Source organism: Haloarcula onubensis, from assembly GCF_031624605.1.
Lineage (GTDB): Archaea > Halobacteriota > Halobacteria > Halobacteriales > Haloarculaceae > Haloarcula > Haloarcula onubensis.
Genome location: NZ_JAMQOS010000002.1, coordinates 168,022 through 182,423, shown reverse-complemented (window position 1 = coordinate 182,423; position 14,402 = coordinate 168,022). Strand labels below are relative to the sequence as shown.

Below are 14,402 nucleotides of genomic sequence, written 5' to 3'. Positions count from 1 at the left end.
AATCAGTCCGGGCGGGCGATGTTGAACGGGATGCCTTCGACGCCGTCGCGCTGGAAGTCCCGGATGAAGTCGTTGACCTCGTGGTACCCCAGGATACCCTCCTGGATGGCCCGCTCTATCATGTCGGCCCGGAACCGGAGGTCGTCGTAGATGTCACGCGTGTCCTCGTAGCCGAGTAGCGTCGCGATCTGCTCTTCGAGGACGTAGGAGTTGTTCATCCCCTGGAAGACGATTTCGTCCTCGACGGGGTCCCAGTTGAACACCTGCCGGGTGACGACCCCGTCCATCTCCTTGGAGTACCCCTCTATCTCCTGGACGCTCGTCACGCGGCGCAGGACCTGGTCGCCCTGCTTGACGCGATTCTGGAACAGCGCCACGTCGGCGACGTCCATGAACGTCTCCGGGACGTTGATGGGTTCGCCGGTGAAGCGCTGAATCATCGAGACGATGTCGCTCGCGTGGAAGGTCAGCATGACCGGGTGGCCGGTCTGGGCGGCCTGGAACGCCATCCGCCCCTCCTCCCCACGAACCTCGCCCACGATGATGTAGTCGGGGCGAGACCGCAGCGCGGCCGCGACCAGGTCGAACATGTCGATGCTCGTCCCCTCGTCCTCGCCCTCACGGGTCAGCAGTTGCTGCCAGGTGTTGTGTGGGGGCAACACCTCGGCGGTGTCCTCCGCGGTGTATATCTTGGCGTCGTCGGGGATGAACGAGGTGATGGCGTTCAGCGTCGTCGTCTTCCCGGACGCGGTCTCCCCGACGACGAAGACGGTCTGCTCGTTCTCCAGACAGAGCCACAGATACGCCGCCAGTTCCGGCGAGAGGGTCATCCACTTCGTAATCTGGAAGATGGAGAGTGGAATCTCGTCGCCCTGACGGATGGTGAGCGAGGGGCCTTTCAGGCTCACGTCGTCGGAGTAGATGAGGTTGAGACGCGAGCCGTCCGGCAGCGTGGAGTCGACGATGGGGTCGGAGTCGCTGACCGGGTCACCCATCCGCTCGCCCATGTTGCGCAGCCACTGGTCGAACGCCTCCTCGCTTTGCCACTCGACGGTCGTTTCGAGCATCCCGTAGACGCCGTGGTCGACGTGACACTCGCTTCGCCCGATGACGTGGATGTCCTCGTTGGCCGGGTCGCGCATCACCGGCTCCAGGGGACCGAGCCCGACGATGTCCCGATTCAGTCGGTAGAGGATGTTCTCGTACGTGGACTCGGTCACCTCGACGCTGCCCACGTCGGTGATGTTCTGGAGACGGGTGAGGACGCCGCTGTCGCTGTCCTCGTTGCGGATGCGGGTGGTCTCCTGGAGCAGTTCCTCGATGCGGTCGTCGTACTCGGACTCGCTCTCGGGGGCGGGCTTGTTGACGCTCTTCTGGAGCAGGCGATTCCGGACCTTGTCGAAGACGACGCTCTCGTCCTCGTCGAGTTCCGGTTCGATGGCGTAGTACTTCGTGTCCTGGCCGATGTCGCCGTAGACGTGACAGAAGATGGGGCCGCCGACCGGGTAGAGGACGTTCGGTCGGTCGGACTCGTAGTCGCCGTCGGCCTCGTCGATGAGCATCGGGAACTCCCCGGTAATCTGCTTGAACTTCTTGAGGTGGTCCCGCAGGTGGGGCCGCCGGGCCGCTATCTGGCGCAGTTCGTCCGATGGTTTCGCGCGTCCGTGGTCGGTCATATCTTGAGTCCTCCTCAGGCAACACTCCGCGATTCGATGACGATGCCAGTGCCCGAGCGCACCGAGAAGCCGACGGTGTCACCCACCTGTTCGCCCATGCCGGCAAAGCGCAGGACGTTTATCTGACGGCGGGTGTCGTTGCCGACCTCTATCATCTCCAGTTCGATGAACACGTCGGCGATAGCCCTGAAGGGGCCGATGGCCTCCTCGTCCAGCGTCGACGGGTCGACGGTTATCATGATACATTTGCCCTCCGAGATGATGTCCCTGAAATAGGAGATTATCTCCAGGGCGGCCTGGCGCTCGTCGTTCTGGCGCACCAGCGCCTCGAACTTGGGGTCGTTCCGGAGGATGGCGTCGAAGGTGTCGATGACGACGACGTCGGCGTCCCACATCACCTCGGCCTCCATCAGCCGGCGGAGCAGTTCCTTGCGCTCCGTCTCCTCGTTGCCCCCGGAGAACGTGTTCGAATCGCCGATGTCGGCGTGGAGAAAGAGGACGTTCTCGTCTAGGATGTGGTCGACCATGTCGTATGACAGCGAGTGCATCTGGTCGAGGAAACTCCCCACGGTAAGCTCCGTCGAGAGGTAGGTCACGTCGTGGCCCTCCTCGCAGAGCCCGTAGGTGAACCGCTGGCTCATGGCGGACTTGCCGGCCCCGTAGTCGCCCTCGACGAGGATGATACTGCCCGGCGGGATGCCGCCGCCCAGTTCCTTGTTCAGCCGGTCGTGGTCGTCCAGTCCGAGCGAGAACAGGTCGGTGCTTGCGATGCTCATACTCGGAAGTTAAACACCTCCTCGTCACCGTTGACGGTGAGCTGGACCCGCACGTCGCCACTCAGCGACGACTGTGGCGGGTCGATGTCGACGCGGACGACGGTGCCGGGCTGCCAGGCCCCGTCGCCGTCCGCCCGGGTGACCTCGTAGGCCGTCGCGAACTGGCCGTTGACGAAGATGTCGAGCTGTCCGGATTCGGCGGCCAGCCGTTCGGTCCCGGTGTTTTTGACGTACAGCGTGATATTGCCGTTCTGATAGACGGCGTCGCTGCCGCTGTCGGAGATTATCTCCACGTCGGTCCGAACTTCGCTGCTGACGTCGAACCCTTGCTCGGAGATAGCGCCGCTGAGCTGGCCGATGCTGTCGGTGAACACGCCGGCGACGCTCGCGGCTATCATCATCGAGGCGATAAAGAGGATGAGATGGGAGGCCGAGACGCTCGCCACGTCAGACCACCTCCGTCGCCGCCACGCCCGGCCCCGTGACGAGTTTCACGCGGCTGGGCGTCCCACCGACCGTGACGTTGATAGTCAGCGTCTCGCCCGGGAGCCAGAGGTCCGTCGCGGTGTCGCCCTCGACGGCCGTCCGATAGCCCGTCTGATAGCTGTTGTCGACGAGGACGTCGACGTCGCTGACGGTGAGTTCGGTAGCGCCGGTGTTCTCGACGGTGAGGTTGACGTACTGCGCTATGGCGTTGTAGGTCACGTCGGTCACGTCGATTTCGGTGTTGGTCCGTTCGAGCTGTCGGTCCGAGCGGTCCTCGCGGGCGTCGTTGACCAGCTCGGTGCTGTTTGCCGCCGCCGAGTAGAACATCCCGAAGCCGATGAAGGCGGCCACGAAGATGAGGGCGGCCGAGCCGCTAACGCTGAATCCCATCCGAGCCACCTCCCACGAGCTTCGAGAGCGCGACGGCCTCCGCCCCGCTGTCCTCGTCGAGTTGCGAGATGTAGCGCAGGCTCTCGGTGTGGTGGTCGATGGTGAGACCGTCGCCCGAATCAGCGACGTCGTCGAACCCGCGGAGGTAGTCCGCGAGGTCGTCGGCGACGGCGGCGTCTATCCAGCCGATGGTCTCGTAGTAGTCTATCGCGCGGGACGCCTCGCGGTAGCCGGCCTGACTCACCAGGAACTCCAGCCACTCGATGATTATCAGGTCCGCGGCGAAGCCCTCCGGCATCGTCGCCAGGTAGGGCTTGCCGTCGTCGCTCTCGGCGGTCGCGTCCGCCGTGCCCTCGGTCGCCGGCTCGGGTTCCGGTTCCGGGTCGGCCACGGGTTCCGGTTCTGGCTCGGGTTCCGGCTCCGAAACGGGTTCCGGTTCTGGCTCGGCCTCGACGGCGCCCGCGTCGGCCTCGTCGCCCTCGTCCTCGATGACCTCGTCGAAGAGGTCGTCGTCCTCGAGGGCGCCCTCGTCGGCGTCGAAGCCGTCGCCGTCGAGCATCTCGTCGTCATCGGCGCCGTCGTCCTCGAGCAGGTCCTCACCGTCGCCCTCCATCAACTCGTCACCGTCGTCTTCGAGCAGGTCCTCGCCCTCTTCCTCGCCGTCGGCCCACTCGGCGTCGCCCGACTCGTACTCGTCTTTCAGCTCGGCGAAGGACTTGCCGCCGTCCGAGTCTCCGTCGTCGCTGTTCTCGTCGTCCATATCGAGCCCGTCGTCCATACTCATGTCGTCGTCCTCCTCGAATTCCTCGTCGAACGAACCGCCGTCGTCCTCGAACCCGTCGTCGAGGTCGTCACCGAACATGTCGTCGCCGTCGTCCATCGACATCCCGTCGTCCATCGACATCCCGTCGTCCTCGACCAGGTCCTCGTCGAAGAAGCCCTCGGCGTCGGCCGAGGCGACGTCGTCGTCGATGTCCTCGCCGCCGTCGTCGCCGCCGTCGTCGTCGAAGAGGCCGAAAGAGCCATCCCCCATGCCGCCGCCGCCCATCCCGGCGTCGACGTCGTCGGCGAACGGGTTGACGCCGCGCGTGACCATCTCGTAGATATCCAGCAGCTTCCGGACGTTCTCCTGGACCTCGTCGACGGACTCGGAGATAGACTCGTTTTCGGTGCGGACGGTGTTGACCGTCGAGGAGAGGCTCCCGACCTCGTTTTCCAGTTCGTCGAGCCGGTGTTCCAGTTCGTCGGTGTCGGGGCCGGTGGCGTCCTCCATGTCGCCGAACTCGTCGTCGCCAAAGCCACCCATGTCGTCGTCGCCGTCCAGTCCGCCGAGCCCGCCGAGGTCGTCGCCGTCGTCGCCACCGCCGCCGTCGTCGCCCATCAGCCCGCCACCGCCCATGTCGTCACCGCCGCCGTCGTCCTCGTCGCTCTCGTCGTCCGACATTATCGAGTCGAACATGTTCTTGATGCTCATTCCGACCAGGCCCCCGGACAGCAGCACGACGAGCGCTGGAACCAGCGCGGCCACGTCCGGCGCGAGCGCCTGTAGCGTCGGCACGAGAGCGAAACTACTCATCGTCTTAGATGATACCCACAGATACCCTTGAATATTCCGTCTAGCCTATCATGGTTGATAACAAGAACGTTATTTAAAATGCCGTATTTGTTAAATCAAGTCCCGTGCCGGCGGTTCTGCTACGCAGGCCCCGATTTCGACTGGAGATTTGGCGATAGAGATCCTGAAACGCGCGCTCGCGGCAGACAGGCGACTGCCATCTGTCTGACGCGGTGCCGGCGCGACGGCGCCGCGTGAGTTTCAATATCGGGAATCAGAGGACCACCGACTCGGTGTTGGCGCTCTTGACCACGAGGTCACCGGAGTCGGCCTCAAGCCGGAGGGACCGGCCGTGGTCCCCGCCCACGTCCTCGCCCGTGATGGGGATGTCGAACTCCCCCAGCGTCGCTCGCACCTGGTCGAGGTTGCGAGAGCCGATAGAGGAGCCGTTCTCCGAGAAGTCGAGCATATCGCTGCCGCCGGCTATCTTCGCCTGCATCGTCGCCGGCGAGGCGCCGACGGCTTCGAGCGCCTCGACGAGTTCGGTGACGCCGGTGTCGGCGAACTTCGCTCTGTTGCCGCCCTCCACGTCCTCGGCAGTCGGGAGCATGATGTGGACCAGTCCGGCCGCGCCCGTCGGCTCGTCGTACAGCGCGATACCGATACAGGAGCCCAGCCCGCTGGTCGTCAACACCGCCGCGTCGGTCGTCACCTCGTACTCCGCGATACCGACCTTCAGGCGCTCGGGCTCGGTCTCCTGGCCGTCCTCCGTCTGGCTGCCGTCGTAGACTTTCATTATTCGAATATCTGTTCGACGTCGGCCTCGGTCTCGTCGGCGCGCTCGACGTCGAGGTCGTCGAGTGCCGCCCGGAGCTCCCGCTCGTTGGGCAGCGCGTGAATCTCGGCACTGAACTCGATGTCTTCGGTCCGCATCTTCGAATCGATGATGAAGGCGTGCTCCTGGTGCTGGCCGACCTGTGCCGCCAGCGGGTCCACGATGGCCCGGCCCATGTCGTGGACGAGTTTGGGCGGCGTGTGGTCGACGGAGGTCTGGAGGACGTTCGCCCAGCCGTCGACGAATCCGCTGGTCATGATGTTACCCAGCTCCTCGATAGCGGCCTCGTGCTGGGGGGTCAGCTCCTCGCCGTCCATCTCGACGGGCATCATCGCCTCGGCGACGTTCACCGCCGACACCTCGTCGAACAGCACCATCAGGTATCCGCTCGGGGTTCCGGTGAACTCCACGACCGTGCCGACGTACGTCTCCGTCCCGATCTGTTTCGGGACGTCCTCGATTGGCGCGAAGCTTATCTGGGTCACCTCGGCCTCGGTCGGGATGCCCGTCATCATCTCGACGTTGCCCGCGGCCTGCTGGGTCCCCTTCGTCGTCATCTCGTTGAACGTCTGGAGCTTGTCGATGGGGATGGCGTCGCCCTCGGTGTCGACGCTGTCGACCATCGCGTCCGCGAGCGGTTCGTACTCGGGGAGCATGTAGATGTAGAAGTTCACGGACTCCCCGACCCACTCGATTTCGGACTTGAAGACGAACACCTGCCGGTGGTCGTCGGCCGCGGGGGCCTCCGGCAACACGTCGGCCCCCGACCGCTCGATGTACTCGGGCGGCGAGTGGTCGATGGTCGAGTCCAGGTAGTCGGCCCAGCCGTCGATGAAGCCACTCATCATGATGTTGCCGATCTCCTTGACGGCGCTCTGGGCCATCCCGGGGTCGTCGCTGGCACCGGGCATCAGGGAGTCGGCGATGGTGTCGGCCGAGTCGTCCTCGAACACCAGCACGGTGTCGCCCTCCAGGACGCCCTCGTACTCGAACTGGACGCCGACGAAGTCCCGCCCCGCGAGGTCCTCACCGACGTCGGTACGGTCCAGCAGCGTAATCTTGGTCACGTCGACGGCCGCGTCGATGCCGGTCATCTGGGCAAGCGACTGCGTGGCCTGCTTGGCCCCCTCGTGGGCGAGCTGGTTGAACGTACCCAGCGACTGGATATCGACGTTCATCTATGAGGGGACGACGTCCTCGATTGCCTCCATGACGCTCGGTTTCTGGAAGGGTTTGGTGATGTAGCCGTCGGCGCCGGCCTTGACGGCCTCCTTCATCTTCTCTTCCTGCCCGACGCTCGTACACATGATGACGTTGGCGTTCGGGTTCGAGGACTTTATCTCGCTGGTCGCCTCGATACCGTCCCGGATGGGCATCACGATGTCCATCATCACCAGGTCCGGGGTCTGCTCCTTGTACACTTCGACCGCCTCGACGCCGTTCTCGACTTCCCCGACGATGGTGTGGTCCTCCTCGAGTATCTCCCGCAGGAGGTTCCGCATGAACTCCGAGTCGTCGGCAATCAGTACGTCTGGCATGAGCGCTACTACCGTAATGACTGGGATAAATGTGACCCGTAAATTATCGCGTGTGATACCACCGACTGCGACCGGTTGAATGGGTCACAGCGCCGGCAAGAGGTCGGCCACCACACGGACGAGGTCGAGCGCGTACGTGCCGTAGCGGAAGTAGACCAGCGCCGACAGGAGGAGAGAGGCGCTGGCGAACCCGACCGGCAAGGCGACGGCGACCGCGACGACACGGTCCGAGATGCGGTCGACGCCGGCGGTCCGCCCGAGGACCGCGGCCCCACACACCGTCGCGGCCGCCAGGTTCCAGAGCGCGTTGTACTGGACCGCTTCGCCGACCGCGAGGTCGAGACGGACAGTTCCGCCCACCAGGACGGCCAGCGCGAAAGCGAGGGCGCCGAGATACGAGCCGACGGCCCACCGGCTGTCCGAGACGGCGGCGCGAACGGCCGGGACGCGCCAGACACCGTACGCACCGAGGGCGAAGACGGGGTGGAGATACCGGACCGTGAGCGTGCTGAACAGGGGGAGCCGGGGAAGGTAGGCGACGGTCATGACCGCGGCCAGCGAGACGACGAGCAGGTCGGTCTGGCGGACCGCCGACAAGCGCCGCGGGTCGAACGCGCCCAGCGATGGCGTGTCCAGCGACCGGAGCCGACGCCCCACCAGCGCCGGTAGCGCGACCAGCGCACCCAGTAACGGCATCGCTTCGAGCACCGAGAGGTCGATGACTTCGTAGCCGTTTTTCGCGTAGTTGACGCTGGGAATCGTCCCGCTGCGGACGAACGTGTGCCAGAGCCGCTGGGGCTGGGTGAGCACCGCGAGCCCACCGACGATAGCCTCACCGGCGAACGCTGACACCGTGGCTGCGATGGCCGACACCGTTCCGACGGCGCCCCCGAGGATGTCCAGCGGCGACGGCGGGGCCGGCCCGCCGGCCCCACCAGTCGCCGTCCCACTGGATGTCTCACTCGGACTGGCGCCGCCCCCGACCGTCGTGGTGTTGGTCCGGCCCCCGGCGGCCGTCTCGGTTCTGACCGGCGTCCCGCCGCCCGCAGGCGTCGCTCCGGCCCCGTCTGCGGGGCCACTACCCGGGTCCGCCTGCTCGGGTGCGAACTCGGCGTCGTAGTCGATACCGGGCAGCAGTCGCGGGGGCTGAGCCGGGTTCCCGCTGATGGCGTAGTTCGTCGCCAGCATCGGCGTCGACGCGACGAGGAGGACGAGTCCGACGACGGCCAGGGTCCGGACGCTCCGGTCCCGCGCCGTCAGCAGGTCGACGGCCGCGAGGACGGCGACCACGAACAGCGCCTCGAAGGCGTGTATCCAGGTGATGTAACCGGCCAGCGCGTAGGCCCCCGCCCGGGCCCGAAGCGCAGCGTCACCCTCGCGGGTCCGACTCACAGCGAAGGCGTAGACGACCCCCAGCACCAGCGTGGCGACGACCGTATGTCGCTTGGGCAGCGTCGCCCAGAAGCCAAGAGGTGTAGCAATGCCCAGCGCGAGACCGGCGGCCAGCCCCGCCCGACGGCCGTGGAACCGGTCGACGAGTCGGTACAGCACCAGTCCGGCCGTCGCCGCCGCAAGCATCGTCGAGAGCTGAAGCGCCGCGAGCGCGAGCCGGTCGGCCGGGAGGTCGGTCGCCGTCAGCACGCTCGCGACGAACAGCAACGCGACGAGGAGCGAGCCCACGGCACGGGTCCGGTCGCGGTCGAACCGGTCGAACTCGGCGACCTGCGTCACGAGCGCGAGACCGAGCCCGGTCCAGAGTCCGGCCAGCAACAACCGTGGAGCGACGACTGTCGCTCCGGTCTCCAGTGCCCACACCAGCGGCACCGCAAGCGCCAGCATCCCGTAGTTCCGACCGTACGCCCGCCCCTGGTACTGATACAACCCCGGCTGTGAGCCGAAGGTCAGCGAGTAGCGCAGTTCGGTCACGTGGAGCTGTCCGTCCGCCAGCGCGACGAGCGTGTTCCCCATCGCGTAGGTGTCCTGAATGAAGAAGCCGACCCGCCAGGTGAGGCCGAACCAGCAGACGAGCCCGAGCCACAGCACCAGCCCGGGCCGGTCACCGAAACACCACTGCCCGACGGCGACCAGTCGGCGCCGAAGGCCGTCGCTCACCGTCCGTCCCCCACGGTGACGGTCGTTCGGGCCAGCGTCCGGTCGGTCGTGAAACTCTGGACGCGCACCGACAGCGTGGCGTCGTAGGGCCCCTCGACCCGCCCCGGCGGCATCGCCCGGTCGTCGGGCGCGAAGCGGTACGTTCCGGCCCCGGTCACGACCTGTGTCTCGACCAGTTCGATGTCCAGCCCCGGCACCGAGACGACGTAGAGCAGTTGCGGCCGGTCGGTGACGCTATCGACGGTGGCCGTGACCGTCGGGACGCGGAGGTAGGTGACGTTGGTCCCGAAGCGGCCGGGCGAAAGCGCCAGCCCCGAGCGGTCGACAGTGACCTCTGAGACCGTCGCGTTACCGTCGCCAAACGTCGACGCCGAGGCGCTCGTCACGTCGACGCCCGAAAGCGGTCCGGTTCCCACGAGGGCGAAGACGACGAAGAGGCCGGCAAAGAGCACCCAGCGGTCCATCGGGTTACCAACGACCGTCGCGTGGCTTAAACCCCCCGCCGTTACAGCCTGGCGCCGTCGCGGTCCTCGACGGCGTCGATGAGGTCCGAGATGGAGTCGTCCGGACTGAGCCCGGCCGACCGGGCCAGGGACTTGATGCTGCCGGGCGGGTACTTCACCGGTACGTTCGACTCAGAGAGCAGGATGCCCAGCACGTCCTGGACGTCGGTCGAACCGTCCATCTGGCGGCCGTACCACAGCATGAGCGTCTCGAAGACCGTGACGATGTCGTTGGAGGTGAGCCGCTGCTGGTCGACCTCGCCGTCGAACTTCGCGGTCACGTCGAAGCCGTAGCGGGCGTTCGAATCGGCCATCTGCTCGGCGAGCCACTCGTGAACCGTCCCGTCGGTGAACTCAGGCGTCGCAGGTTCCGGGTCGGACTCCGGTTCGGGCATCGACGGCTGCCCGCCGTAGGTGTCATCGTTCTCGCGCACGTCCGGCGAGACGACGAATCGGCCCTCGTCGATCTGGGTGACGTGTTCGTCGTCTTCCAAGTCGAGCTCTTCGGGGGAGAGAATCTTGCCGTCCTCGGGATTCGGGTCGTCGGGGCCCCCGTCCATACCCTACTGTGTGAGAGGAAACGGTATAATTCCGTCGCTGGTCGGGGTGGAGAACGGGAGAGAAAGGCGCGCAGGCTTAGAGGTTGACCGCAGACGTACCAGACAGGGTCTCGGGGACAACGAGTCGGAGTTCGGTGTTCCCACCTGACTGCGTGTTGATCTGGATCGTTGCCGTGTCACCCTCTGACAGGCCGCTGGTGATACTGCTGGTGTCGAGGATGATTTGCGCTCGGTCGGCAGGGTCGTTCAGTACGACGTTGGAGTCTGCGTCGATTGAACCATCCTCGTCCTGAACGTCAACCACACCGAACGAGTCGGATCCATCGCTTCCGCCTACAGTACCGTAAGTAACCGAGTCAGCATCGGTGGCATAGTCACCGAACACCAAGTCAGAGGAACCCGTGGAGTGGACGAACTGCAGCGTCGTCGTACTCAGGTCGATGTTGTTCGCACCTGGCGCCTTCTTTACCGTAATCCGCACGGTATCGACGCCGTTCGAGCCGATGTCCTCACCGACGGCGCTGACGACTTGGAGTCGGTTGGTCACTTGGTCGCTACTCTGCTGTCCGGTTTCCTCCGCACCGCTCTGCAGGAACCCGGCCGTGTTGATCAGGACGCCCGCCGCGATGGCCGCCACCAGCACCATCGCGATGAACACGATGAGCGTGCCGATACCGACCTGCCCGCGGTCGTCGTCTCGGTTGAATTCGTCGAACATGGATATTCCAGGTCTGTCTGACCCTACTCCCAGTCTACTTTTCACCAGTAATAATACCTCTCCCCAAAATATCTCTGCTGATAACAGACGTTTCAGTCGTTCTATCTCCGAGTTTCTCTATTTGTCAGGTATCGTTCGCTCTGAGAGCGGGTGATATCACGAACAACTGCGGACAGCCGAGAGGCGGTACGCCGCTGTCGCTAACCGGGGTGGAGAATGAGAGAGAAAGGTGTGCGGGCTTAGAGGTTGACCGCAGACGTACCAGACAGGGTCTCGGGGACAACGAGTCGGAGTTCGGTGTTCCCACCTGACTGCGTGTTGATCTGGATCGTCGCCGTGTCACCTTCTTCCAGACCGCCAGTGATACTGCTGGTATCGAGGATGATCTGCGCTCGGTCGGCAGGGTCGTTCAGTACGACGTTGGTATCCGCGTCGATTGAATCATCCTCGTCCTGAACGTCAACCACACCGAACGAGTCGGATCCATCGCTTCCGCCTACAGTACCGTAAGCGATCGAGCCGGCATCGGTATTGTAGTCACCGAACACCAAGTCATAGGAGCCACTCGTGTGGACGAACTGCAGCGTCGTCGTGCTCAGGTCGATGTTGTTCGCACCTGGCGCCTTCTTTACCGTAATCCGCACGGTATCGACGCCGTTCGAGCCGATGTCCTCACCGACGGCGCTGACGACTTGGAGTCGGTTGGTCACTTGGTCGCTACTCTGCTGGCCGGTCTCCTCGGCACCGCTCTGCAGGAACCCGGCCGTGTTGATCAGGACGCCCGCCGCGATGGCCGCCACCAGCACCATCGCGATGAACACGATGAGCGTGCCGATACCGACCTGTCCGCGGTCGTCGTCTCGGTTGAATTCGTCGAACATGGATATTCCAGGTCTGTCTGACCCTATCGGAAGCTGTTTTTCGTGAGTAATAATACCTCTCCCCGAAATATCTCTACTGATAACGAGCGTCTGAGAGCCTCTGAGCCCTATTTCCGAGAAAGGAAGCGATAGAGAGTCGGCCAGCAAACGTTGGGCCGCTACCGTGTCGGACCTCTGTGATTCCCACTGGACCCATCGGATGGCTATCGAACCGACTGAGTAGTCAGAATCGACAGCGGGAAATGTGGCCCCGGTAGCAAGCTGCTTCGGGGTGGTTACTCGTAGGTGACGAGACTGTACATCACGAACAGGAAGCCAAACGTCGTCAGGCCGCTGTTGACCAGCAGGAGCGACCGGACCCCTTCGAAGTCGTTGATAAAGGCACTGATCATCGTTGCGGCGGCGCCCGCGACAGCGAGCGAGAACCCGATCGACAGGTAGAGCATCGCCTGTCGTGACGTCTGGACGTACGCCCGCATCGCCATCCCGACCATAGTGAGTCCGGCGACGACGAAGACCAGCGTCGAGATGGCGTAGATAAGTTCTATCATCGGCGCTGTGAGTAGGTAGACGAACACCTGTATTAAATCCACGCTCGAAAATATCCCTGCTGATAACGGGGTCGCAAAAGCTGATAATCAGGCTCGGGCGGCCCTATCTGTCCGAAAGCGTCCGCCAGGCCTCGTCGAGTTTGTTCGTGACCTCGGAGCGCTCCTCGACGTCGACCGTCAGCCCGTCGTCGAAATCGACCCTGACCTCGTCGACGTTGCGCCGGTAGACCTTGATACGTCGGCGGTCGTCGGAGAGGATGTTGTCGTGGAGTTCGAGCAGGTCGTGTTCGGTGAGTTCGTCGATCCGCCGATAGCACGTCGCGATTGGAATCTCGAGCTCGTCGCTCAGGTCCTGTGCCGAGATGGGCTCGTCGGTCGCGTCGAGTATCTCGGCGCTGTATTTGTTTCCCAGCGTCTGGAGAAGCTCCGCGGATGCCATCGTTATCAAATCATAAATTCAGACTTTAATAAAGCTATCGGCGATGATACTACCCGATTTTGACGACGATAGAATTTTCGCCGAAGCAGTGATATCAAAGTTTACGAGCGCCCTCGGCGCTATTTCAGCTCGCAATAACGACCAACTATCTATATCGGCGACTCCTCTTCACTCATCATCGAGAACGCGCTGGCGTTCTGATGGACCTTGAGGCCACCCCAGTCAATCTCCATCGGGTAGATGTCCGTCTCGATGTTCTGTTTGCGCATCTTGGCGACCCAGACGTACCGGCTGACACCGGAGTCGGTCGGCGTCTGGATGAGGTAGATGTTCCCGTCGGTGAGGTAGTTCTCCAGCCCGATTTCGGTGTCGGGGAAGACCGCGCCCTGTTCGTTCGTCATCAGCGTCGTCAACCCGTTGGCCCGGAGGATGTCGGTCAGCTTCAGCAGGTAGGTGCGTTTCTCCTTCTCGTTCTCGAAGAAGAGCTGGAACATCGCCAGCGAGTCGAGTACGAGCCGGTCGTAATCGTCGTCTTCGAGGTCCTCCAGCAGGATTTCGAGCGAGGAGGAGAAGTCGTTCTCCCGCAGCAGCACCTGCTTGTCGTACACCTTGATGTCGCCGTTGTCGACGTACTCGGGCCACTTGTCGAAGCCGATGGACTCGGCGGCCTGCCGGAGGTCCTCCTCGTTTTCCTCGAAGGAGAGGTAGATGCCTTTCTCGTCGAACATCTCGACGCCGTTGTAGATGTACTGGAGACAGAGAATGGACTTCCCCGCGCCGGGATTGCCGCTTATCAACGTCGTGGAGTCCGTCACGATGCCACCGTTGAGGATGTCGTCGAGACCGTCGATGCCGGTTTTGGTTAGCTGTATCATAATGGTCAGTTAGGTACCTCTTGGTCGTCCTCGGTTGTTAAAAACTCTTGTTGCCCGACAGGCGCTCCGCGTTACTGGGTGCTGTGGACGATAGCCGGGTCGACCCAGATGACGAACTCGTCGTCGCGCTTGACGACGCCGCGAATCGAGCCCGAGTCGTTGGCCGGCGACTGGTCTATCTGCTCGGGCGAGACCTGGACCACCTGGTACACCTCGTCGACGAGCCAGCCGGCCGCGCCCTGGTCCTGGACGATGTCCGGGTCGAAGACGATGATTCGCTGGCCGTCGGTGTCGGCTCGGATGCCGAAGACGGTCTTCGGGTCGACGATGGAGGTCGTCCGCCCGCGGAGGTCCATCACACCTTCGACGTGAGCCGGCGCGTTTGGCACCTGGGTCAGCTCGCCGACGTCGACGATTTCGGTCACGTAGCCGATACTGACACAGTACGTCTCCTCGCCGAGCTTGAATTCGAGCACCTGGCCGGTTGTGGTTGACTGGGCTGACATG

The 14,402-nt window shown here is 63.9% G+C and carries 17 protein-coding genes; all 17 read right to left on the bottom strand.

Annotated elements, in window-relative coordinates; genetic code table 11:
* Nucleotides 1-2: 2 nt before the first annotated feature.
* Nucleotides 3-1,676, bottom strand: a complete 1,674-nt coding sequence (locus tag NDI86_RS07680) for a type II/IV secretion system ATPase subunit (protein WP_310899830.1) — start codon at nt 1,674-1,676, stop codon at nt 3-5.
* Between the two features lie 14 nt (nt 1,677-1,690).
* Nucleotides 1,691-2,452 (bottom strand): archaellum protein ArlH, encoded by a 762-nt coding sequence (arlH, locus tag NDI86_RS07675; protein WP_310899829.1) that lies wholly within the window; start codon nt 2,450-2,452, stop codon nt 1,691-1,693.
* Nucleotides 2,449-2,898 (bottom strand): archaellum stator protein ArlG, encoded by a 450-nt coding sequence (arlG, locus tag NDI86_RS07670; protein ID WP_310899828.1) that lies wholly within the window; start codon nt 2,896-2,898, stop codon nt 2,449-2,451. Before arlG ends, arlH begins: the two co-directional genes overlap by 4 nt.
* 1 nt (nt 2,899) lies before the next feature.
* A complete protein-coding gene (gene arlF / locus NDI86_RS07665) occupies nt 2,900-3,328 on the bottom strand; it encodes an archaellum stator protein ArlF (RefSeq protein WP_310899827.1) in 429 nt (142 codons plus the stop codon).
* Nucleotides 3,312-4,904: a FlaD/FlaE family flagellar protein gene (locus NDI86_RS07660; RefSeq protein WP_310899826.1), complete on the bottom strand. Its 1,593-nt coding sequence runs from the start codon at nt 4,902-4,904 to the stop codon at nt 3,312-3,314. The genes arlF and NDI86_RS07660 overlap by 17 nt, the downstream gene beginning before the upstream one ends.
* 253 nt (nt 4,905-5,157) lie before the next feature.
* Nucleotides 5,158-5,679, bottom strand: a complete 522-nt coding sequence (locus NDI86_RS07655; RefSeq protein WP_310899825.1) for a chemotaxis protein CheD — start codon at nt 5,677-5,679, stop codon at nt 5,158-5,160.
* The gene (locus NDI86_RS07650) at nt 5,679-6,896 is read right to left on the bottom strand and encodes a chemotaxis protein CheC (RefSeq protein ID WP_310899824.1); all 1,218 of its coding nucleotides are present in this window, start codon (nt 6,894-6,896) and stop codon (nt 5,679-5,681) included. Before NDI86_RS07650 ends, NDI86_RS07655 begins: the two co-directional genes overlap by 1 nt.
* On the bottom strand, nt 6,897-7,256 hold the full coding sequence (cheY, locus tag NDI86_RS07645) for a chemotaxis protein CheY (RefSeq protein WP_220588638.1): 360 nt from the start codon (nt 7,254-7,256) through the stop codon (nt 6,897-6,899).
* A gap of 84 nt (nt 7,257-7,340) precedes the next feature.
* Entirely contained in the window at nt 7,341-9,368 is a 2,028-nt protein-coding gene (locus NDI86_RS07640) for a hypothetical protein (RefSeq protein WP_310899823.1), read from the bottom strand.
* Nucleotides 9,365-9,832 carry a hypothetical protein gene (locus tag NDI86_RS07635; RefSeq protein WP_310899822.1) on the bottom strand — a complete coding sequence of 156 codons (468 nt, stop codon included), beginning with the start codon at nt 9,830-9,832 and terminating at the stop codon, nt 9,365-9,367. The genes NDI86_RS07640 and NDI86_RS07635 overlap by 4 nt, the downstream gene beginning before the upstream one ends.
* A gap of 41 nt (nt 9,833-9,873) precedes the next feature.
* Complete coding sequence (locus NDI86_RS07630) at nt 9,874-10,431, bottom strand: DUF7500 family protein (RefSeq protein ID WP_310899821.1); 558 nt, start codon at nt 10,429-10,431, stop codon at nt 9,874-9,876.
* Between the two features lie 76 nt (nt 10,432-10,507).
* Nucleotides 10,508-11,149 (bottom strand): archaellin/type IV pilin N-terminal domain-containing protein, encoded by a 642-nt coding sequence (locus NDI86_RS07625; protein WP_310900167.1) that lies wholly within the window; start codon nt 11,147-11,149, stop codon nt 10,508-10,510.
* A 239-nt stretch (nt 11,150-11,388) separates the two neighbouring features.
* Nucleotides 11,389-12,030 (bottom strand): archaellin/type IV pilin N-terminal domain-containing protein, encoded by a 642-nt coding sequence (locus tag NDI86_RS07620; protein WP_310899820.1) that lies wholly within the window; start codon nt 12,028-12,030, stop codon nt 11,389-11,391.
* A gap of 275 nt (nt 12,031-12,305) precedes the next feature.
* Nucleotides 12,306-12,581 carry a DUF7521 family protein gene (locus NDI86_RS07615; protein ID WP_310899819.1) on the bottom strand — a complete coding sequence of 92 codons (276 nt, stop codon included), beginning with the start codon at nt 12,579-12,581 and terminating at the stop codon, nt 12,306-12,308.
* A gap of 103 nt (nt 12,582-12,684) precedes the next feature.
* The gene (locus NDI86_RS07610) at nt 12,685-13,020 is read right to left on the bottom strand and encodes a helix-turn-helix domain-containing protein (protein ID WP_310899818.1); all 336 of its coding nucleotides are present in this window, start codon (nt 13,018-13,020) and stop codon (nt 12,685-12,687) included.
* 149 nt (nt 13,021-13,169) lie between these two features.
* Nucleotides 13,170-13,895: an RAD55 family ATPase gene (locus tag NDI86_RS07605; RefSeq protein WP_310899817.1), complete on the bottom strand. Its 726-nt coding sequence runs from the start codon at nt 13,893-13,895 to the stop codon at nt 13,170-13,172.
* Nucleotides 13,896-13,966: 71 nt separating this feature from the next.
* Nucleotides 13,967-14,401: a chemotaxis protein CheW gene (locus NDI86_RS07600; protein ID WP_310899816.1), complete on the bottom strand. Its 435-nt coding sequence runs from the start codon at nt 14,399-14,401 to the stop codon at nt 13,967-13,969.
* Nucleotide 14,402 lies beyond the last annotated feature (1 nt).